The 19,317-nt window shown below is 50.9% G+C and carries 18 protein-coding genes; 8 read left to right on the forward strand and 10 right to left on the reverse strand.

Annotation, left to right across the window (positions count from 1 at the left end; translation table 11 throughout):
* Window positions 1–3: 3 nt before the first annotated feature.
* The 6 genes from JNJ77_21785 to JNJ77_21810 all read right to left on the reverse strand — a co-directional run bounded on the left by JNJ77_21785 (window position 4) and on the right by JNJ77_21810 (window position 4,828).
* Entirely contained in the window at window positions 4–1,704 is a 1,701-nt protein-coding gene (locus tag JNJ77_21785; protein MBL8825234.1) for a hypothetical protein, read from the reverse strand.
* A gap of 33 nt (window positions 1,705–1,737) precedes the next feature.
* The gene (locus JNJ77_21790; protein ID MBL8825235.1) at window positions 1,738–2,238 is read right to left on the reverse strand and encodes a peptidylprolyl isomerase; all 501 of its coding nucleotides are present in this window, start codon (window positions 2,236–2,238) and stop codon (window positions 1,738–1,740) included.
* Between the two features lie 67 nt (window positions 2,239–2,305).
* Entirely contained in the window at window positions 2,306–3,211 is a 906-nt protein-coding gene (gene fabD / locus JNJ77_21795; protein ID MBL8825236.1) for an ACP S-malonyltransferase, read from the reverse strand.
* Between the two features lie 48 nt (window positions 3,212–3,259).
* Complete coding sequence (locus JNJ77_21800) at window positions 3,260–3,418, reverse strand: type II toxin-antitoxin system HicA family toxin (GenBank protein MBL8825237.1); 159 nt, start codon at window positions 3,416–3,418, stop codon at window positions 3,260–3,262.
* Entirely contained in the window at window positions 3,415–3,606 is a 192-nt protein-coding gene (locus tag JNJ77_21805) for a type II toxin-antitoxin system HicB family antitoxin (protein ID MBL8825238.1), read from the reverse strand. Before JNJ77_21805 ends, JNJ77_21800 begins: the two co-directional genes overlap by 4 nt.
* A gap of 85 nt (window positions 3,607–3,691) precedes the next feature.
* Complete coding sequence (locus tag JNJ77_21810; protein MBL8825239.1) at window positions 3,692–4,828, reverse strand: alanine--glyoxylate aminotransferase family protein; 1,137 nt, start codon at window positions 4,826–4,828, stop codon at window positions 3,692–3,694.
* 107 nt (window positions 4,829–4,935) lie between these two features.
* Between JNJ77_21810 and JNJ77_21815 the strand changes: the two genes are divergently transcribed.
* The 3 genes from JNJ77_21815 to JNJ77_21825 are packed head-to-tail and all read left to right on the forward strand — an operon-like array spanning window position 4,936 to window position 7,997.
* Window positions 4,936–5,826 (forward strand): phosphoribosylaminoimidazolesuccinocarboxamide synthase, encoded by an 891-nt coding sequence (locus JNJ77_21815; protein ID MBL8825240.1) that lies wholly within the window; start codon window positions 4,936–4,938, stop codon window positions 5,824–5,826.
* Between the two features lie 6 nt (window positions 5,827–5,832).
* A complete protein-coding gene (locus tag JNJ77_21820) occupies window positions 5,833–6,939 on the forward strand; it encodes a site-2 protease family protein (protein MBL8825241.1) in 1,107 nt (368 codons plus the stop codon).
* 38 nt (window positions 6,940–6,977) lie between these two features.
* Complete coding sequence (locus JNJ77_21825) at window positions 6,978–7,997, forward strand: flippase-like domain-containing protein (protein ID MBL8825242.1); 1,020 nt, start codon at window positions 6,978–6,980, stop codon at window positions 7,995–7,997.
* Here the strand turns inward: JNJ77_21825 and asnS are convergent.
* The 3 genes from asnS to JNJ77_21840 all read right to left on the reverse strand — a co-directional run bounded on the left by asnS (window position 7,994) and on the right by JNJ77_21840 (window position 11,767).
* Entirely contained in the window at window positions 7,994–9,418 is a 1,425-nt protein-coding gene (asnS, locus tag JNJ77_21830) for an asparagine--tRNA ligase (GenBank protein ID MBL8825243.1), read from the reverse strand. The genes JNJ77_21825 and asnS overlap by 4 nt on opposite strands.
* Window positions 9,419–9,486: 68 nt before the next feature.
* Window positions 9,487–10,842 (reverse strand): sulfatase, encoded by a 1,356-nt coding sequence (locus JNJ77_21835; protein MBL8825244.1) that lies wholly within the window; start codon window positions 10,840–10,842, stop codon window positions 9,487–9,489.
* 13 nt (window positions 10,843–10,855) lie between these two features.
* Window positions 10,856–11,767, reverse strand: coding sequence for a PD40 domain-containing protein (locus JNJ77_21840; GenBank protein ID MBL8825245.1), 912 nt, complete (start codon window positions 11,765–11,767; stop codon window positions 10,856–10,858).
* Window positions 11,768–11,918: 151 nt separating this feature from the next.
* Here JNJ77_21840 and JNJ77_21845 point away from each other — a divergent pair, with 151 nt between their 5' ends.
* Complete coding sequence (locus tag JNJ77_21845; protein MBL8825246.1) at window positions 11,919–14,876, forward strand: hypothetical protein; 2,958 nt, start codon at window positions 11,919–11,921, stop codon at window positions 14,874–14,876.
* On the opposite strand, the gene JNJ77_21850 is transcribed toward JNJ77_21845, so the two are convergent.
* Window positions 14,865–15,650 carry a UDP-2,3-diacylglucosamine diphosphatase gene (locus tag JNJ77_21850; protein MBL8825247.1) on the reverse strand — a complete coding sequence of 262 codons (786 nt, stop codon included), beginning with the start codon at window positions 15,648–15,650 and terminating at the stop codon, window positions 14,865–14,867. The two genes, JNJ77_21845 and JNJ77_21850, sit on opposite strands and share 12 nt — an antisense overlap.
* A gap of 229 nt (window positions 15,651–15,879) precedes the next feature.
* Between JNJ77_21850 and JNJ77_21855 the strand changes: the two genes are divergently transcribed.
* From JNJ77_21855 to JNJ77_21870, 4 genes are all read left to right on the forward strand, one after another.
* Window positions 15,880–16,107 (forward strand): DUF433 domain-containing protein, encoded by a 228-nt coding sequence (locus JNJ77_21855; GenBank protein ID MBL8825248.1) that lies wholly within the window; start codon window positions 15,880–15,882, stop codon window positions 16,105–16,107.
* Window positions 16,104–16,490 carry a DUF5615 family PIN-like protein gene (locus JNJ77_21860; protein ID MBL8825249.1) on the forward strand — a complete coding sequence of 129 codons (387 nt, stop codon included), beginning with the start codon at window positions 16,104–16,106 and terminating at the stop codon, window positions 16,488–16,490. The genes JNJ77_21855 and JNJ77_21860 overlap by 4 nt, the downstream gene beginning before the upstream one ends.
* Window positions 16,491–16,946: 456 nt before the next feature.
* Window positions 16,947–19,139, forward strand: coding sequence for a protein kinase (locus JNJ77_21865; protein ID MBL8825250.1), 2,193 nt, complete (start codon window positions 16,947–16,949; stop codon window positions 19,137–19,139).
* A 62-nt stretch (window positions 19,140–19,201) separates the two neighbouring features.
* Window positions 19,202–19,317 (forward strand): IS5/IS1182 family transposase (locus JNJ77_21870; protein ID MBL8825251.1); only part of this gene is annotated, 116 nt, incomplete at its 3' end.

Here is a 19,317-nt window from a genome sequence, read left to right on the forward strand (position 1 = left end):
TTATTATCGTGCAGTCTGCAGTTTGATCAGTGAGCATATAGTGCCAAAACATGCAGCGGAAAGTAAACTTTGCGTGATTACTGCTGTTATCGGATCTGCAACGAAATCGATACGGTTCAGATTGACCGCGAGCCAGGTCTGGACGGGAAGCAGCAAAGAAATGGAATCCCATTCCGAACCTTTCACTATCATCGGTAACCACAAAAACATAGCAACTAAGAACAAACAGGTGCAAATACGCGAAATAAATACGGTCCTGCTGATGGCAGAAATCAATAGCCCTATCAGACAAAAGAATATCAGTTGACTGGAATAAGTGAGCAGCAATGCGAGAGTTACACTGATATTCAACACGAAAACGTTGAGCAATGTAATCAGTATGCAGAAAAGCAGCAACCAACGATATCTCCAGAGAGCGCCAACAGCAAGCTCAAACACCAGACGTGCGTGCGACCAAGGTAAGGTCAGCAGTATGAGCCATGTCTGATTCTTCCGTTCAGTTACAATGACAGAGGATGCACGCAAGGTTACCGTCATCATGAGTGGAACGAGAATGATCTGATTTAATACACCCAAATAGTAGACAAATTCTGCCGATCTCGTGACTGATGCAGCAAATAAGAGTGCGAGTATCATTGTTCCATCTATCAATATCACCAGCAATGTGGTTATGAATAAGCCTATGGATGAGGGAAATCGGGAACCTTTCCAGACTAGAGGCCAGCGAGAATAGATGGTGGATTTTCGATTTTTTACTGAAGCATCTGGTTCTACTACTTCAAGTACCTGCTGTTCTTTTGTATCAAGGTCTGAATTAACTGCAGGATTACGAATGACCTTAACTAATTCAGTTTCCAGAGATTTTAATCTGGTATTGAGATCAAATTGTTCCGAAGGAGATTTACTGGCATCGAAGTCTCTGGTGCGCTTTTCGAGCATCTTGACTGCTGCTCCGAAGGATCGCGCACCCAGCCACATGTGCATCAGAATGATTGAGAATGCCAAGACGGCAAAGATCCAATCTCGGTTTGCCAGCGAAGTTGCCATGAGGATGGCGGACAATGGCCAGGCCAACAGATATCCCAGAAATGTTCCACCCACCAGAAGCATGTAGGATGAAAAGATTGCTCTGCCTACCGTTTTTTCCTGTACCGAGCAGTAGATGGCATGCATGCCTACTGCCAGCATCAGGACTGCCGCCAGAAGGGAGTGCATGATGACATTGAAGATATTCACGCCGCCAAAAAGCTGCATGAGCGCAAGGATAGGAATACCGGTGATCAGCAAGGTAAGCATCGGCGCCAGGCGGCCCATCATTTTGCCCCGCAGCCATTCACCTGTAGTCAGATAGGTGGTAAGCATGATGGACAACGTGCCCTGCTGTCGTTCTTCAATGACAGCTCCGCACACGAATATCGGAGTCAGGAAGGCAACTGCCAGGTATTGAAAGAGAAGATAATTATTGACATTCCGTTCGCTGAAGTAAGCAGCCTGCTTCTGGGTGATATCAGCAGAGCCAATACTCAGATACATCTGCAGCAACAGAACCAGGGCAAACAACACACGAGGCAGATAGCTCCTGATCTTGCGAATTTCGCGGAGCATCTCCCAGTAAAACAAAGGCCCCAGCCAGCTATCCTGCCGTGGTGTTTTTCCAACAGCAGGGAGCGAGACGGGGCTTGAGATATCTGGCTCAGGTGTCATACGTGACAGTATGACACACTCAACCGAAAGAGGCTATAACTGACCACATTTATCAATGACGACTTTGGCCTTGGTTGCACCGCTCTGGCTGCCCAGGGCTTCCATTTTCTTGACAACGTCCATGCCTTCGACCACGGAACCGAAGACGACGTGTTTGCCATCAAGCCATTCGGTTTTCACGGTGCAAAGGAAGAACTGCGAGCCATTGGTGCCTGGACCTGCGTTAGCCATGCTGAGCACGCCTGGGCCGGTGTGTTTCAGCGTAAAGTTTTCGTCAGCGAATTTGGCACCGTAGATGGATTTCCCGCCGGTACCGTTGTGGTTGGTGAAGTCTCCACCCTGGCACATGAAATTGGGGATGATGCGATGGAAACCTGAGCCTGCAAAGCCAAAGCCTTTTTCACCGGTGCACAGGGCACGGAAATTTTCTGCAGTCTTGGGCACGATGTCACTACGTAGTTCGACTACAACGCGGCCCAAAGGTTTGCCATCAGCTGTAATGTCGAGGTAACAGCGAGGAAGTGCGGTGCTCATGTGATTCTCTCAAAGGTGCGATAAGTTACATGGTGTTTATAAGAGTTGAGATGCGAGAAGCCAGCAGCTACGCAGGTACACTGATAAATTCAGTTTTGCGTTGAATGCGTTTCATCAGCCCGGCGAGCACCCGGCCTGGGCCGATTTCGTAGTAGGTGCCAACGCCGACAGCCAGCATGGCACGCATCGTTTCTTCCCAGCGAACCGGACTGAGTACCTGCTTGACCAGTAGATCACGAATCTCGGCAGGGTCATCGTGAGGCTTGGCATCGACATTCGACCAGACGGGTATCCGAGGCTTCTTGATATCCACTTCAGCAAGTGCCGCTGCCAGTTGCTGATCGGCTGGTTTCATTAAATCGGTATGGAATGCACCCGCTACACTCAGGCGAACCACCTTGGCACTGGTTGCTTCGGCAAGTTTCACTGCTTCATCCACCGCTGCAATATCGCCTGAAATAACGGTGTTGCCTGGGCATAAGAGGTTGGCAATTTTGACCAGGCCTTTGCTGGAAGCCTGTTTACAGATTTCTTCAACCTGGGGCACTTCGATCAGCAGAATGCTGGCCATCGAACTCGGAGTTGTCTGGGCAGCAGCCTGCATGGCCTCTCCGCGTTTCTGTACTAGACGCAAGCCTTCTTCGAATGTGAAAGCACCGGCGAAGGTCAGTGCTGTGTATTCTCCGAGGCTTAAACCCGCAGTATGGGTACATCGATTGATAACGTCTGCCGACTCTCCCCTGAGCTTTTCCAAGGCTGCCAGGCTGGCGACGAAGATAGCAGGCTGACTGACATCGGTCGCGGTCAGCTTGTCGTCCGGACCGAAAGCACACAGGCTGAAGAGATCGTAGCCCAGCACCGACTGGGCACGGTCGAAGAGTTCCCGAGCGGCAGGCAACTGGGTACACAAATCCTTAGCCATGCCCACAGCCTGGGCGCCTTGACCGGGGAAGAGAAAGGCGAGTTTCGACATTTCATTCCTTATCGTTCTGGGGATCAGTCGGTTGCTGAGTCAGTAATCTTATGATACTGCGTGCCACAAATTTTTGATTTCACGATGTCGAGGAACTGGTTGGCAAATCCCGGTGACAGGATTCTGATACCAGTCATGTTCGCCACCATGCCGGATCAACACACAACCAGCTTGATGGAGTATCTTGATCAGGTCAACACGTTTCATGCTACAACCAGTTCATCGATTTTTCGAATACTTGGAATTTCTCCGCTAGTAAGGTCTTTATACAGCGAAAGCAACTGACGTTTCAGATCTTCCAAATCGTCACCCTGCGTCAGATAATCAGGATAATCCACGAAGTAGCCGATGTAGCCACCTTCTTCCTGCCAATAAACATAACGAGCGGTTTTCATGATGTTATTTTACTTTTACTAAGTACCTGTTGCAACTCAGAACAACTTAGAAGCCCACGGAGTACAGTCCGTGGGCTTCTTGAAATTACCCCGCGTAACTCTTCTGTGCAGCGGTGATGGCTGAGCCCAACGTCACGGGGTGGCCCATTTCTTTGAGTACCATTTCCAGGCCTGAGAGGGCTGCCAGCACGTCAAAGAAATCGCAGTAACCCATGTGGGCCAAGCGAAAAATCTTGCCCGCCAACTGATCCTGTCCACCAGCTATCTTGAGGCCAAACTGTTTCTCAGCTTTGCTCAGGAGTGCTTTGCCATCGATTCCTTCCGGCACCTTGACCGCGGTTAATCCATCGGCGGGTGGATTCGCAAAGAGTTCCAACCCTAATGCAGCAACACCTGCCCGAGCAGCAGCAGCCATCTTCGCATGGCGTTTCCAGACGTTTTCTATGCCTTCCGCTTTCAGTTTCTGCAGGCTGACCCGCAGGGCACGAATCAGTGTATGGGCAGGAGTAAAAGGCGTATCGGGGTCTTTGAGCTTGCCGAGGTACTTCTTCAGATCGAGATAGAAGCCACTGATGCTTTTGTTCTCTTCTATCTTCTTTTTAGCCTTGGCACTGACGGCGACAAACGCCAGGCCCGGCGGCAGCATCAACGCCTTTTGCGAGCCGGTGCACATCAGATCGATGCCCCAAGCGTCCATTTCGCAAGGCATGGTGACTGCACCGCTGATGGAATCAACAATCAGCACAGCATTGGTCTTGGCGACTACTTTTCCGATCGCTTCCAGATCGTGCTTGACGCCGGTGCTGGTTTCGGAATGAACGACGCAGACAGCCTGGGCATCGGGGTGTGCCTGCAAAGCCTGTTCAATCTGTGCTGGGGTGACGGCTTGTCCGTAGGGTGCAGTGACAGCAATCGATTCAATGCCATGTGCTTTCCAGACATTGTGCCAGCGTTCGCCGAAACGGCCTGCGTAGGCAGCAATGGCTTTGCCACCCCGGGGAACCGCGGAAACTTGTGCCGCTTCAACCGATGCTGTACCTGAACTCGTCAGAACGCAGACATCACCCGTAGTACGAAAACAGTATTTCAGCCCATCCAGCACTTCACTGAGAATCGCCTTGGCTTCTGGCGTGCGGTGATAAGGCACAGGCCGAGCCATTTCGAGCAGGGTTTCTTCGGGAACGGGGGAAGGTCCGGGTGTCAATAATCGAAACTTAAACATGCTTACTCCATGCAATACCACTAGGCTATACTACGTGAGACAGCCGGTGAGAGAGGAACCGGCCCGCAGTGAAGATTCGGACTCACATCCGATGATAAGGAGAGTGTATGGCTGGTGTGCCTTTGTTCCAGAGTGACATTCCGGGCTACCCGCGCAGGCAGGGAAAAGTTCGTGATGTATACGACCTGGGAGATCGCCTGGTGATAGTTGCCAGCGATCGGCTCAGCGCCTTTGACTGGGTGATGCCAACGCCGATACCCGACAAAGGAAGAATTCTTACACAGCTTTCACTGTTCTGGTTTGAGTATCTCGGCGTGCCCAATCACTTAATCAGTACGAACGTGAAAGAGATGCCTCGGGCCTTTGCAGATCGTGAAGATGAACTGACAGGCCGAACCATGCTAGTGAAGAAAACCCAGGTGGTGCCCATTGAATGTGTGGCACGTGGTTACCTGGCTGGTTCAGGCTGGAAAGAGTATCTGAAATCGCGAACGGTGTGTGGCATCCCACTGCCCGCTGGTTTGCTGCAGGCGAGCCGACTACCTGAACCACTGTTTACCCCTGCGACCAAAGCGGAAACCGGGCACGATGAGAATATCAGTTACGAGGTGATGGCCCAACAGGTAGGTGACAAGCTGGCTGCCACTCTGAAACAGAAGACACTCGATATTTATCAACGAGCCGCTGAGTATTCGCAAAGCAAAGGCATTATTCTCGCTGATACCAAGTTCGAGTTTGGCCTTCTGCCCGACGAAGAGGAACCGATTCTGATTGATGAAGTGTTGACGCCTGACAGTTCCCGTTACTGGCCGATGTCCAGTTATCAGACAGGCATCAGCCCGCCTTCGTTTGATAAACAGTTTGTACGTGATTGGCTGGAGACAACGAGTTGGGATAAAAACAGCCCGCCGCCTGCACTGCCTGGAGACATTGTCAGAAAGACTCGCACCAAGTACCTGGAAGCTTACGAAGTCTTAACTGGTAGAAAGTGGGAGTAATTCACGATGACCTGGTCCTGGCGGCTTGGTAAGATTGCTGGCATTGATGTCTATGTGCATTTCACCTTTCTTATTCTCCTCATTTGGGTAGCAGTTTCGCACTACCTGCATGAGGGGAGCTTATCACAGGCACTAGGTGGTCTGCTCTTTATACTGTCTCTGTTTCTCATCGTTGTCCTTCATGAATTGGGACATGCGCTGGCAGCCCGGCGATACGGTATACGAACCAAAGACATTACTCTCCTGCCGATTGGAGGCGTAGCCAGGCTGGAACGCATTCCGGAGAAGCCGAAGCAGGAACTGGTTGTTGCCCTGGCGGGGCCGCTGGTAAATGTCGTGATAGCGGTATCACTTTATCTTGGGCTGATGCTCCGAGAAGGTTTTGCCTCCTTCGGCGATACCATTCGTGTGGGTGGCAGTTTCATTCAACAAATGTTCTGGATCAATATCTTCCTCGCTGGCTTCAACCTGCTCCCCGCATTTCCAATGGATGGCGGACGTGTTCTACGAGCCTTATTGGCCATGCGGATGGACTACGTGGAAGCGACACAACTTGCAGCAAGAATTGGTCAGGGGTTTGCACTGCTGTTTGGATTGGTCGGCCTGTTCATGAACCCTTTTCTCGTTTTTATTGCCCTGTTTGTCTGGATGGGAGCTGCTCAGGAAGCCAGCATGGTCCAGATGCGTGCTGCCATCAGTGGCATTCCCATCCAGCGAGCTATGATTACGAATATCCATACCCTGCATCCCGGTGATACGCTCGATCAAGTTGCCAAAAGTCTGCTCGCAGGATTTCAGCAGGATTTTCCCGTACTGCAGGATAACCGCCTGGTGGGAGTGTTGACCCGTAACGATTTAATACGTGGCCTCTCGGAACATGGCGGACAGGTGAAGGTGGAAACAGTGATGCAGCGGGAATTCAAGACAGCAGAGCCGCAGGAAATGCTGGAAGTTGTACTGGCACGTCTCCAGAATTGTGGCTGTCGAACATTGCCCGTGGTACGAGATGGAAAAGTCATTGGCCTGGTGACCGCTGAAAACCTGGGAGAACTTCTCATGATTCAGGAAGCGATGCGGCAGGCCAGCACTCGCCCCCGGCGATTGCACATCTGATTAATTCTCATGGTTCATCTTTACCCCATCATCACTTCATGAAATGGTCACCCCGCTACAAGCTGATTCTACAAACAGTGATCACGCTTCTGGTGCTGGTCTTTGTCGCCATCGCGTTCTGGAATCCCCTGCAGCAACTGTGGGAACATCCGGTCGATTGGCAGGAAGGCTACCTGGTTTGTGCGGGATTGGCTTATCTGGTTGGAATATCTTTTTCGATGTCATTCTGGTGGCTGTCGATGTTGAGCCTGGGACAACAGCCTGTGCCAATGCGGGTGCCCTGGGCTTATTTTCTCGGACACCTGGCGAAGTATGTGCCTGGCAAAGCATTAGTGGTGTTGCTGCGAACGGTGCTGGTGAAAGGCCCCCGCTGCAAGCTGGAAGTTGCTGCCACCACCGTCGTGTATGAAACCGTGGTGTTCATGGCAGTGGGAGCATTATTTGCTGCGGGAGTAGTGCTGATTCAAGGTCCATTGGGCGAACGACTGAATTACCTGCATGTTGCCTTGCTGCTGGCGGGTGCGGTGCCTTTGATGATCCCACCCGTGTTCAATGCCATCATGCATCGACTGACCTTCCCGCTTCGCAAGCTGCCTGATGGCACGCACGCACCTTTTCCCCGGCTGGGAATCAAGATTCTGGGGCTGGGTGTATTGCTGCAATCCTGTTGTTCAGTCTTGATGGGTGTCAGCCTGGCATTGGTGGTAATTGCCGTTCGATCAGATATCAACCCCTGGCCGATGTTGCCTGAACTGGTGGCCAAGCTGGCAGCAGCAACCGTACTGGGGTTTGTAATACCCACGCCGGCTGGATTGGGTACGCGCGAATGGGCGATCATGGTGTTGTTGCAAAATCAGATTGGTGCAGATTACGCAGCTCTGGTGGCTCTGCTGCTTCGCATCACCTGGCTGATCAGTGAATGTGCGATGGTGGTGTTCCTGTTGCCGTTTCGGAATGTGGGGGAGAAGAGTGTTTCAGCTGATGCTGCAACATCATTGCAAATCCCTCCCCTCACCCCACCCCCTCTCCCTCCAGGAGAGGAGGAGAGTAAGACTTAAAACTCGGCGTTGCCAGGTGTTCGAGGGAACGGGATCACATCGCGGATGTTGGCCATGCCGGTGAGCAGCAGCAAGGCACGTTCCAGGCCCAAGCCAAAACCGGAATGAGGCACGGTGCCAAACTTGCGTAAATCAAGATACCAGGCATAAGGTTCCACAGGCAGGCCTTGTTCCTTCAATCGCTGCGTCAGCATTTCGAGTCGTTCTTCACGCTGGCTGCCTCCAATGATTTCACCCACACCGGGCACCAGCACATCCATAGCACGGACGGTTTTGCCATCATCGTTGACCCGCATGTAGAAAGGCTTGAGCGTTCGCGGATAGTTGTAGAGAATCACCGGCTTGCCAAAGTGCTTTTCGGTCAGGTAGCGTTCATGCTCGGATTGCAGATCTTTACCCCAGCCGACAGGGAATTCCCAGGTCTGGCCCGACTTTTCCAGTATGTCAACCGCTTCGGTGTAGGAAACCCGCAGGAAGTCTTCCTTCTGAATGCCTTCGAGCCTGGCTAGCAGATCCTTGTCGATGCGGTCGTTGAAGAACTGCATGTCTTCCTTGCAGTTCTTGAGTGCATCGCCAATGATGCGCTTGATGAATGCCTCCGCGAGGTTCATGTTGTCCTGGAGATCGTAGAACGCCATCTCCGGTTCGATCATCCAGAACTCAGCGAGGTGCCTGGGTGTGTTGGAATTCTCGGCCCGAAAAGTTGGACCGAAGGTGTAGACTTTGCCCAGGCTGCAGGCGAAACTTTCTACCTGCAATTGGCCTGACACGGTCAAGTAGGCTGGCTTGCCGAAGAAATCACGACTGAAATCGACATTGGATTCATGCTTCTGTTGTGTAGCACCCGTTGCCGGCGGCAATTGTGGAACCTTTTCCAGTGGCAGCGTGGTGACCTTGAACAGTTCCCCTGCCCCTTCGCAATCGCTGGCAGTGATGATCGGCGTGTGAATATACAGAAAGCCCCGTTCCTGAAAGAACTGATGGATGGAATAACAGACCTGATTGCGGATGCGGGCCATCGCACCGAACGTATTAGTTCGAGGCCGCAAGTGTGCGATGGTACGCAGGAACTCAAACGAAGCGCCCTTCTTCTGCAGGGGATAACTTTCCGGATCGGCTTCGCCCAGCAGTGTAACTTCCGTGGCTTGTACTTCCGTTGCCTGCCCCTTGGCGGGGGATGCGATGACATTGCCGGTTACTTCGATGCAGGCACCGATATTAAGCTTCTTGATGACTGTTTCGTAGTTGGGCAGTTTGCCTTCCGCAACAATCTGGACATTACCCTGGCAGGAGCCATCGTTAAGCTCAATGAAGCTGAAGCCACCTTTGGAATCGCGCCGGGTACGCACCCAGCCCTGGAGCTTAATCTGTTTGCCTACTGCGGATGCCTGTCGGGCATCGGAAACACTCATGCACTGCATTGGCGAACCTGCCTGGTGGAACGGTTGTTACCCTACTGTTCTAGTAAGGGGACACCACTTCGCTAGGGCTAGTTCGCACCGAGTTCTTCACGCAGTTCTTTCATTCTGCTGAGTAACTGCACTTTCACCGGCTTCATGGCTGGTCGGCCCTGCAAGTTTACTTTCTCTTCAGGATCGTTCTTCAGATCATAGAGTTCGAACGCTTCAGCATAACGAAGAGGCGGTTCGTGGTAATGAATGAGTTTGTATTGGTCCGTTCTGATGCCTCGCATCTTCTGCACATTGTGGGAAACATCGGGGTATTCGTGGTACTCGTAATACCAGTCTTTACGCCAGGGAACGTCCTTGCCTGCCAGCAGAGGCTTGAAGCTTCGTCCCTGCATGGATGGATCAGGCATTACCCCAGCTAAATCGAGAATGGTGGGAGCTAGATCGGTGTTGATGACCATCTTTTCGCAGACAGTGCCAGGCTTGACCATAGGCGGAAACCGCACCAGCAAAGGTACACGTATGGAAGGCTCATGCATGAATCGTTTGTCGAACCGCTGCCATTCTCCAAGGAAGAAGCCGTTATCAGATGTGTGCATCAAAACGGTTTTATCAAGCTGTTGAGGCTCCTGCAGACAGCTAAACACTTTGCCTATGTTGTCATCAACTGCAGTGATGGTGCGGTAGTAATCGCGCATCATGCCTGCAAAATCTTTCGTGTCAGGAAACTGTCCGAACATGTTGGCAGCCATCAGGAAGGCTGCGGGCTTGCCTTGCCCTAAGTGATCCCAGAGCGACGGCTTGGGGATGTTCACATCAGCATAAAGCGTTTTGTGCCTGGGGGCAGGCACCCATTGGCGATGCGGCGCCTTGAAAAACAGAAACAAACAGAATGGTTTGCTGCGAGGCTGCTTGAGCCAAGCCATGGCCTTGTCGGTCACCACATCATCCATGTAGCCTGGCCAGACTTTATCCTCGCCTTTCACACCTTCGGCAATGATGGGATCGATGTACCGGCCCTGATCCTTGTAGCCAAAGTAATAATCCCACGTGCGGTCGCGTAATGCCCCTTTGATGTGCGATTTGCCACAGAACGCCACTTCGTAACCAGCAGCACGCAGATAATCAGGAAGTATCTTGATATTCGCAGGTATCTCATTGCCGTAGTTATCGGTCACGCCATTTTTGTGCGAGTACAAACCCGTCAAAAGCGTGGCACGGCTTGGAGCACAGAGCGCATTGGTGACGAACATGTTCTTGAACGTCATACCTTCGCGAGCCAGGCGATCCATGTTGGGAGTCTTGATGACCGGGTTGCCTGCACCACTCATGGCATCGGCTCGCTGGTCGTCACACATCATGATGACCAGGTTTGGCTGCTGGGCAACCAGCACGGCAGGCAGGCACAGGAATATCCAAAGAGCAGAACGCAGCATAAGTCCCTCGAGATTACTTCTTGAGTTCTTCGATTTCGCCGACCGCTACCACGTACAGGTCCAGGCCACCTTTGCCCCCTGGACGATCGCTGGCAAAGTACAAGTACTTGTTGTCAGCACTCAAACAGGGTGAACAGGTTCCAATCATGCCCTGGGTGTCATTGACTGACTTCAGTGACTCGGGTTCCGACCAAAGCCCCTGCTTGTCAGGCCTTTTGCTGAAAAACAATCCTTGCAGCGGTTCACCTGGCTTGACTGGCCCTTGAAGTATCATGGTCAGTCCGCTGCGGGAAAGCGTTACGTGATGATAGCCTTCCGGCATAGTTACTTCCGCCATGCTCTCGTAGACGTGCAATTCACGTGCAAGACATCGCATCAGTTTCCAGCCAGTGGTTTTTCTTCTGCTGAAATAGAGTTCCTTGCCATCTGCTGACAAGCACGGATAGGCTTCATCCTCCACGGTTGCTGTAATCTGCACCGGACTGGCGGCGTTGTAACCCTGGAACGGCCGCTGCGGACTGAACCGGCCTACACGATAGAGATCAAGATTTGGTTTTTTCTTATCGGTGTGATACTGCGTGGCGAAGTAGAGATATTCCCAGCCCTCTTTATCCTTGGGCAGCAGGCAGGCCGAGCGGCATTCGCCTTCACCGGCGAGTTCATCGACGATGCGTTCGCGAGTGAGTGGTTCACCTGCACTCTTGCGGGATGCCATTCTTAATTGAACAGTGCCACCTTCATCGCTGGTGAAGATCAACTGCGAGTTGTCCGCCATGATGCAGGGATCATCTTCGTTGGCAACGGTGTTCAGTTTCTCCATGTTGAGAATGTTGATTTTCTTTGTTTGAAATGCCCACACTTCCGTGGACTCACAGGAGAACATCAGAATTGCCAAGCTGATGAAAAACATGCCCATGCGAACCATAGAAAAATCTCGCTCCGTTGCAACGTACTATACCACGCAGTATCAGGCTAACCAAGCATCTGCCAGACAAGTTTGTGCTTGGGAAGCAGAACCGTTTTGAATATCCTTTGATTAATCCACCTGTCTGTCTGTTCCTGCATGGAAGAACGATATGCGATGCTCGATTGCGTTGTTGCTGGTCACCTGTTTTACTTTCCCTCTTCATGCTCAGACATCTGTTGTTGGATCATTACCCACACTGGCGGAAGGCAAGTTTGGCAAAGCTCTGGATGCCAGCAAAACTCCTGTCATGATCGATGGAGAAAATCATTACAGGCAACCGCCGTTCTCGGTGGAATGCTGGGTGAAGCTCAACGATCCACGTGTTGTGAACATCATCGCTTCGTGTGATGACAGGCAATCATCGCATCACTGGTCGCTTCGGTCCGCAAGTGGCACAGGCAAGATCGAATTGCAACTGCCGGGCTACTCACCTGAATACATTCAAGGCGAAGCAGTGATTGCAGATCGGCAATGGCACGCTGCAGCATTTACCTTCGATGGCAAAGAAGTGAAGTTTTATGTCGATGGCAAACCAGCAGGCAGCAAAACAGTCAGCAGGCAGAATAAGCTCAGCCCCAAACCAGGCTCCCTGTGCATTGGCATGGCTATCGATGGCACTTCGCGTATTGCCTGCAATGGCTTGATTGATGATGTTCGTATCTCTCGAACTATCCGCGAAATTAAGGAGTTGCCGACAGCACCTTTGGTGATGGACCCTTTCACGACAGGCTTGTGGCCTTTCGATCAGAACGAACAGTTAGCGGGCGACCCGGCCTGGACACCCCGGCCTGCCAGTGGCACGTTCCCCGATTGGGAAAAGGCGCAGGAACAATCGTGGGTGGATGGCCGATTCCGCGAGATGAACACGGGGCCGAGTTTCAATGCGACGTTCCAGTTCCCATCCTGGAGCGGACCGGAACTGGTCTACAAGGGAACAGCATTGCGATTGGGAGATAAAGGCGAAGCAGCGGTTCTCTTTGATCGTTCGCAGCTTCGCTATGCCTGTGGCTGGACCGGTGGATACCTGCAGCACAGCAATGTGCGTTTCGGTTTGCTCAATACTCCCAAGCCTGCTGGCACTATCGCTTTTGCACATTCACCCGTGCCGGGTTGGGCGAATGCATCTGGCAAGTTTGATCCGGTGCCGCCACGCACTTCAGCACTTCCAAGTGAATGGGGGCGATTCAAGGGGTTGCACCTCAGTGGCAATCGACCTGTACTGGAATACGAAGTTGGCGGGGCACAGGTAACCGATGCACCGTGGTTCACCCACTACGATGGTTATCCGACTTTCACCCGCAATATCGAATGCAAGGGACAATCAAAAGGCATGAGGCTGATTCTTGCAGAAGTGAAAGGCAGTCCGTTCAAAGTGATCAACTTCCCCGGCGACACCAAGCGTGTGCCCAGCATCAGCCCGACCGAATTGTGGGTAGCTGAGCGTGAAAATATGGTCACCGCGATTTCTGCACCCATACCCGGCAGAGGCAATGTCACCATCGATGGGGATAGACTGATTCTTGAAGTGCCTGCCTTCGATAAGGGATTAAACCTCGAAGTTTCTCTCTGGTCAGGTAAGAAGGAAGACCTGTCGGGTTTTGCCAAGGCAATTGTCCGCTACCCTCCCCTGCCCTTAAACGCACCGCTCTTGAAGCCGGATGGTTTGCGATGGGGTTCACCCATTATCACGCAGGGTGAAGTAGCCAGGGATGATAAGCCCCTCGTCGTGGACACACTGACCATTCCCTACGAGAACCGGTTCAAGGCTCTCTTTTTCTGCACCGGCATTGATGCTTTGCCTAACGGCGACCTGGCTATGTGCACCGCACATGGCGATGTCTGGGTGATCAAAGGCGTTGATGCAACACTCAAGGAACTGCGATGGCATCGCTTTGCCACCGGCTTGTATCATCCCCTTGGCTTGAAAGTCATCAACGGCAAGGTACACGTCCTGGAACGGGGACAGATCACCCGGCTTCACGATGACAACAACGATGGCGAAGCTGATTTCTACGAATGCGTCACCAATGCCTGGCATACCGGGCCGGGGGAACATTCCTACGACAGCAATCTGGAGACTGATCCGCAAGGCCGATTCTACTTCTTTAAGACGGGTGACAGCCAACTGCCTCACGGCGGGACGTTGCTCCGCTGCGACGCTGATGGGAAGAACATGGAAGTCTATTGCACGGGCTTCCGGCATCCGATGGCGATGTCGGTTTCGCCTACCGGCCAGGTAACCGGTTCCGATCAAGAAGGCAACTGGATGCCCAGCACCCGCATCGATTACTTCAATCAAGGCGGCTTCTATGGCCACATGCCCAGCCATCATCGGCCAACTCCACCGAAGACATTTGATCCGCCCGTTTGCTGGGTGCCTCGCACTCTCTGCAATTCATCAGGCGGACACAGTTGGGTGCCTGAAGGTGTTTGGGGGCCACTGGGTGGAAAGCTGCTGCATCTTTCCTATGGCCGATGTCGTATGCAACTGGTGTTGCCTCCACAACAAGCAGGGGATGCACTGCAGACCGGAGCGGTAGATGTGGGTGTTAAATTCCTGTCGGGCGTATTCCGCGGACGGTTCCACCCTATCGACAAACATTTTTATGCATGTGGCCTGAATGGCTGGCAGACCGCAGCAGTGCGCGATGGCAGTCTGCAGCGCGTCCGCCGAACCGATAAGCCTTTATCCTTGCCCATCAAGCTGGCTGCCCATACCAACGGCTTAATGGTGACATTCACTGATCCACTCGATGCAGCATCTGCCAGCGATGCTACCCGCTTTGGTTTCACGCAATGGAACTACCGATACAGCGGCGACTATGGCTCGAAGATGTGGTCAGTCAGACAACCCAACCGTGAAGGTACGGATGTGCTCAAAGTGACCAAAGCTACGTTGCAGCCTGATGGAAGAAGCGTATTTCTGGAAATTGCCGACCTGCGACCAGCGATGCAGTGCCAGTTGACGTTCGATCTGCGAACTGACAAACAGGAGCCTGTTACGGGCGATCTGTATCACACGATTTATCAGTTTGCTCCAGCTTGGACAAACTCATCATCCCAGTGAGACTGCCAATGCAGGTTCCATGCTATTCTGGCCAGATTGGACATTAACCTGCCGGGGAATTGTCAGACCGTTGAGGTTCGTGCCCTTCCAGTGTTTCAGATTCAGCCTGTCGTGTTGCAGTTCGAGGAAAGTGCAATCGTCATCGACCCAGGAGCCTGAGTTAAAATAGGTCAGTCCATCCTGATGGGTTTCCAGATGGGCATAGTGGGTGTGCCCCAGGATGATGCCATCGAAGCCGCGTTTCCGGGCATCAGCCATTGCTTTCTTTCTAACGGCATGCTCAATGCCCAGAATGGCTTTGCTTTTCCGTTTTAGCCAACGAGAAGTGGGTTGATGCCAGCGCTGCGTCTGTCGATAGACTGCCTCCGCTACGCAGCCTAGCGTTGTCATGTTCAAGGTCTGATCGTACTGGTCGCCATGCGTCATGAGGAACCGCTGGCCATCGATGTAGAGTGTCAGTTCGGTTTTCAGCTCAACATTTAGAATATCGCCCAGCAGTTGTCTGCTGATACAGCCATCGCGTGAACGCTTAGGTCGATCATGATTACCTTGAATGACGACGAGGCGATCTTCGCGAGCGAGTTGCTGCAGGCGATGAATGACAGCCCAGTCGCGTGGCTGAAAGTATCCGAAATTGAGATGATCGACCACGTCGCCATTGAGCATGACATGCGAGAAAGATCGGAGCGAAAGTGGCGAAAGCCTGCCGAGCAATAGCTGATGCTGGCAGTTCCGTGCCCCCAGGTGCAGATCGCTGATAATCAGAGCATGCATCCTGCATCCTCCCCGTTTAGTGGAATTATGATGTCTCTATCGTCCAGATGTAATGTCTGGCGATGAAGATGATGTGAGGGTTTGAAGGAGGTTGGGGGAGAGAGTAAATCTCACACAAAACCACTCATTCTATTTTGGTTGGAAACTGGCCAGGCGGGAGAACCGGACGGTTTGCTTGCAAGTTGCATGAACAACTGTTAACTTACATTATTGGTTCAGGTGAATTACCATGTTTGACAGTATCGTTACGGATCCCAAAATGCTCGGTGGAAAACCCTTTATCAAAGGGACACGCATCAGTGTTGAATTCATTCTAGAACTGGTCGCCTCGGGAGCTTCTGTTTCAGAAATCGTGAAGAACTATCCTTTTCTGAAAGAGGAGGCTGTACGAGACGCCATTTTGTTTGCAGCCAGTAGTGTCAAGAATGACCTCTATCTCTCCGCTGGTGCGGCATGAAGTTAACGGACTGCAGCTTCCTGACCGATCAGAATGTACATCAAGATGTAACTGACTGGTTAAGAGCACAAAATCTGTCAGTTACTACAGCAGAGCAGACTGGGTTGAGCCAAAGTATTGATGAAGCAGTGCTTCAATATGCCTTCAATCATCAGTTAGTTGTAATTACTCATGATGCTGATTTTGGAAGCTTGGCCGTCAAAAACGGACAAGATCATGCTGGGATTATTTACTTACGACCTGGGCATATTCTTCCACATTTCACTATCTCCAGTTTAAAGACGCTATTTGATTCTAATATAGAACTGCATGTGCCTTTTATCGTTGTTGTTAAACACGCCGATACAATCCAGATACGGGTTCGACAAACTAATCCGGAATGAGGATTGGCCGAAGGAACAATGGCCCCGAACTGCAGAGGGGGAGTTGGCGATGCTTACGAAGCGATTGGATGTGGAAGGGTTGTTGGGGGAAGTTGCGTCATCGCAAGTGAATGAAAGCAGTGGTCGTAAGCCCGCTGTGTGAATGAGCGACGTTTATTGAGCATTGGACGACTGGCAGCGATTGCACATCTCGGCACTATCACGGAGCACCGGGACAGTGGTACCCGAGCGGAGGGGGAGTTGGCGATGTTTACGAGGCGGTTGGATGTGGAGGGGTTGCTAGATTGAAGTGGAATACATCATAACATGCCATAGCCCACAGGTGTATTTAAGAAGTAAATCGAGGCATAAGTTGATGGAACCTCTGGAATAAATTAATGACTAGTTGCAACTGAATTCACTATCTAAAACAATAGTATGAGGTTAATATCGTGCAAATTACTAGGGTAATCATGTATGTCATCTTCTCCTGTACCCAAGAAAAACGCCGATAAGCCAGTTGATATTATCATGGGCACACTGGTCGAGAAACCAGGAGAAGCTGAAACCAGGGCTGGCAAGCCGCTCCGTAAAGAACCGAACAAGAATAAGCCGAAACTGCATGAGACTTTGCCTCAAGCATTACCGAGCACGGCCAAGCAAGATTCAGCCATTACTCTGCAACCAGTGGATGAGGCTAACCTAGAAAACAATGAAGAGAAAATGCCCCAACAAATTGGGAAATATCGCTTAACTCGTCGCCTGGGAAGTGGCGGCATGGGAGAAGTTTATCTAGCCCATGACAGCGAGTTAGACAGACTGGTGGCGCTTAAGCTGACTAAGTTTTCAAGTAGCGACTCTGATCTACGTGAGAGATTCAGAAGAGAAGCACGAGCAGTGGCTTCGCTGCGACACTTGGGTCTGTGTCCCGTTTATGATGTCGGGCAGACCGGTGATGGGCGTGATTACATGGCTTTAGCCTACGTTGAAGGCGGCACTCTCGCGGATTTCATCGACAAGCGTGGTGCACAGGCACCTCGCAAGGCTGCGGGAATTGTACGCCGCATCGCTCAAGCTATGGCGGTAGCACATACACATGGCGTGCTTCATCGAGACTTGAAGCCGGCCAATATCCTGTTGGATAAAAAGTTAGGAGAACCAGTCGTTACTGACTTTGGACTAGCCAAAAAAGTAACACCTGATCATGGATGCCAAGGTAATTCTTCAATTACTGTAAGTGGAACCATATTAGGCACGCCAGCATACATGCCACCGGAACAACTGGATGGCGACATTAAGAAACTTGGACCTGCTTGCGACATTTATGCATTGGGTGTCATTCTCTATGAGATTCTGAGCGGCAAGCGGCCATTTAATGGCCACTATGGAACTCTATTGGCCAAAGTAATGACAGAACAGCCGCCAGCACTTCCAGACTCCGTACCAACTCCACTTTCAATCATCTGCATGAAGGCTCTTGCCAAGAAACCCGAGGATCGTTTTGCCTCCATGACTGATTTTGCCAATGCGCTAACTTCATTCATCAATTCACAAGTTGGTACCGGTGCAGAACCAAGTGTTTTTCACGAGATACAAAACATTGCCATAGAAACCAGAACTCGACTAGCTAGCGTGAAGTTGGCGACTCAACAACAAAAACGACCCTTATTTTGGTTAGCAACGGGATTGGCTACATTACTTATTTTCATGATCAGTGGAATTATATTCTATTTTTCGACTGCAGAAGGCACTCTAAAAATTGAACTAAGTGACCCTAAAGCCAAGGTTAGCATTGCGATCGATGGCAAAACCTTACAACTCACCCACGAAGGTATGGTACATCGTTTACGACCAGGTAGACATAAGATACTCGTTCAAGGACAAGGCTTCGAAACTAAATCTGAGGATTTCTCAATTAAGCGCGGGGACATTACTGTCTTGAAAGTAACACCTGAAGCGCTCAAACCAGACTTCAGCAAATCACAGGGTATTAATACACAACATGTTGCGAATATGAGTGAGTCAAACGATTCCAATAGCATTCCAGCAAGCAAAATCGAAAATACAGCACCTGTTTATGAGGCTCTTGCAAAGAAAGAGCTTGCTCCTGTCGTATTAACGAAAGAGCAGTTAATTATCAATAACCTTGAAAAAGCAAAAGAATTTAGTAGTAGTAAAAAATACAATGATTGCATTTTATATTGCAACAAAGTATTAGAACTCGACCAGTATAATACATTTGCTATTTGCCTTCGTGCCTACACTAATCAACATATAGGTAAATTCGATATTGCAATTGTTGACCACACTACCGCGATCAAAAAAGGCGGTTGCCCTGAGTTTAGTCAAGGACTAGGTAATGTAGACTGTTTATACGGAAATCGAGGCTGGTGCCAGTATAACCTAGGCAATTATGAAGAAGCTATCGCTGATTCAACTCGTGCCATAGCACTTGGAAACAATTATTATATGAGAGACAGGATTAATGCTTATATACGTTCCGGAAAGTATGATGATGCTATTTCAGACATTACTGAATTTGTCGAGAAAGAGCCTAATAATGCAAATCACTTATTTCAAAGAGCAAGTGTGCATGCAAAGAGGCTTGATCCAGAAGCTGCTGCTATTGATCGCGCTGCAGCAGCTAAAATAGATATTAAGAGCATCTAACAAAATGAGCTAGTGCTTCTCGTCCAGTCAGGCTATGAGTTTGGCGAGCAAGGAGCACTGCTATGGCCAAACCGATTTTGGATGATCAACTCTGGGCATTGATTGAACCATTGTTACCGGTTCCCAAGAAGCGTCGAAAGCGTTATCCGGGCCGTAAGCCGATCAGCAACCGGCAAGC

The organism is Planctomycetia bacterium (assembly GCA_016795155.1).
In the GTDB taxonomy this organism is placed as follows: Bacteria; Planctomycetota; Planctomycetia; order Gemmatales; family HRBIN36; genus JAEUIE01.

What these genes read in the sequence shown, in the direction of transcription:
- JNJ77_21865 (MBL8825250.1), top strand. Translation starts at nt 16,947, where the DNA reads ATGTCATCTTCTCCTGTACCCAAGAAAAACGCCGATAAGCCAGTTGAT.
- JNJ77_21855 (MBL8825248.1), top strand. Translation starts at nt 15,880, where the DNA reads ATGTTTGACAGTATCGTTACGGATCCCAAAATGCTCGGTGGAAAACCC.
- JNJ77_21840 (MBL8825245.1), bottom strand. Translation starts at nt 11,767, where the DNA reads ATGGTTCGCATGGGCATGTTTTTCATCAGCTTGGCAATTCTGATGTTC.
- JNJ77_21790 (MBL8825235.1), bottom strand. Translation starts at nt 2,238, where the DNA reads ATGAGCACCGCACTTCCTCGCTGTTACCTCGACATTACAGCTGATGGC.
- asnS (MBL8825243.1), bottom strand. Translation starts at nt 9,418, where the DNA reads ATGCAGTGCATGAGTGTTTCCGATGCCCGACAGGCATCCGCAGTAGGC.
- fabD (MBL8825236.1), bottom strand. Translation starts at nt 3,211, where the DNA reads ATGTCGAAACTCGCCTTTCTCTTCCCCGGTCAAGGCGCCCAGGCTGTG.
- JNJ77_21850 (MBL8825247.1), bottom strand. Translation starts at nt 15,650, where the DNA reads ATGCATGCTCTGATTATCAGCGATCTGCACCTGGGGGCACGGAACTGC.
- JNJ77_21800 (MBL8825237.1), bottom strand. Translation starts at nt 3,418, where the DNA reads ATGAAACGTGTTGACCTGATCAAGATACTCCATCAAGCTGGTTGTGTG.
- JNJ77_21860 (MBL8825249.1), top strand. Translation starts at nt 16,104, where the DNA reads ATGAAGTTAACGGACTGCAGCTTCCTGACCGATCAGAATGTACATCAA.
- JNJ77_21785 (MBL8825234.1), bottom strand. Translation starts at nt 1,704, where the DNA reads ATGACACCTGAGCCAGATATCTCAAGCCCCGTCTCGCTCCCTGCTGTT.
- JNJ77_21815 (MBL8825240.1), top strand. Translation starts at nt 4,936, where the DNA reads ATGGCTGGTGTGCCTTTGTTCCAGAGTGACATTCCGGGCTACCCGCGC.
- JNJ77_21825 (MBL8825242.1), top strand. Translation starts at nt 6,978, where the DNA reads ATGAAATGGTCACCCCGCTACAAGCTGATTCTACAAACAGTGATCACG.
- JNJ77_21820 (MBL8825241.1), top strand. Translation starts at nt 5,833, where the DNA reads ATGACCTGGTCCTGGCGGCTTGGTAAGATTGCTGGCATTGATGTCTAT.
- JNJ77_21845 (MBL8825246.1), top strand. Translation starts at nt 11,919, where the DNA reads ATGCGATGCTCGATTGCGTTGTTGCTGGTCACCTGTTTTACTTTCCCT.
- JNJ77_21805 (MBL8825238.1), bottom strand. Translation starts at nt 3,606, where the DNA reads ATGAAAACCGCTCGTTATGTTTATTGGCAGGAAGAAGGTGGCTACATC.
- JNJ77_21835 (MBL8825244.1), bottom strand. Translation starts at nt 10,842, where the DNA reads ATGCTGCGTTCTGCTCTTTGGATATTCCTGTGCCTGCCTGCCGTGCTG.
- JNJ77_21810 (MBL8825239.1), bottom strand. Translation starts at nt 4,828, where the DNA reads ATGTTTAAGTTTCGATTATTGACACCCGGACCTTCCCCCGTTCCCGAA.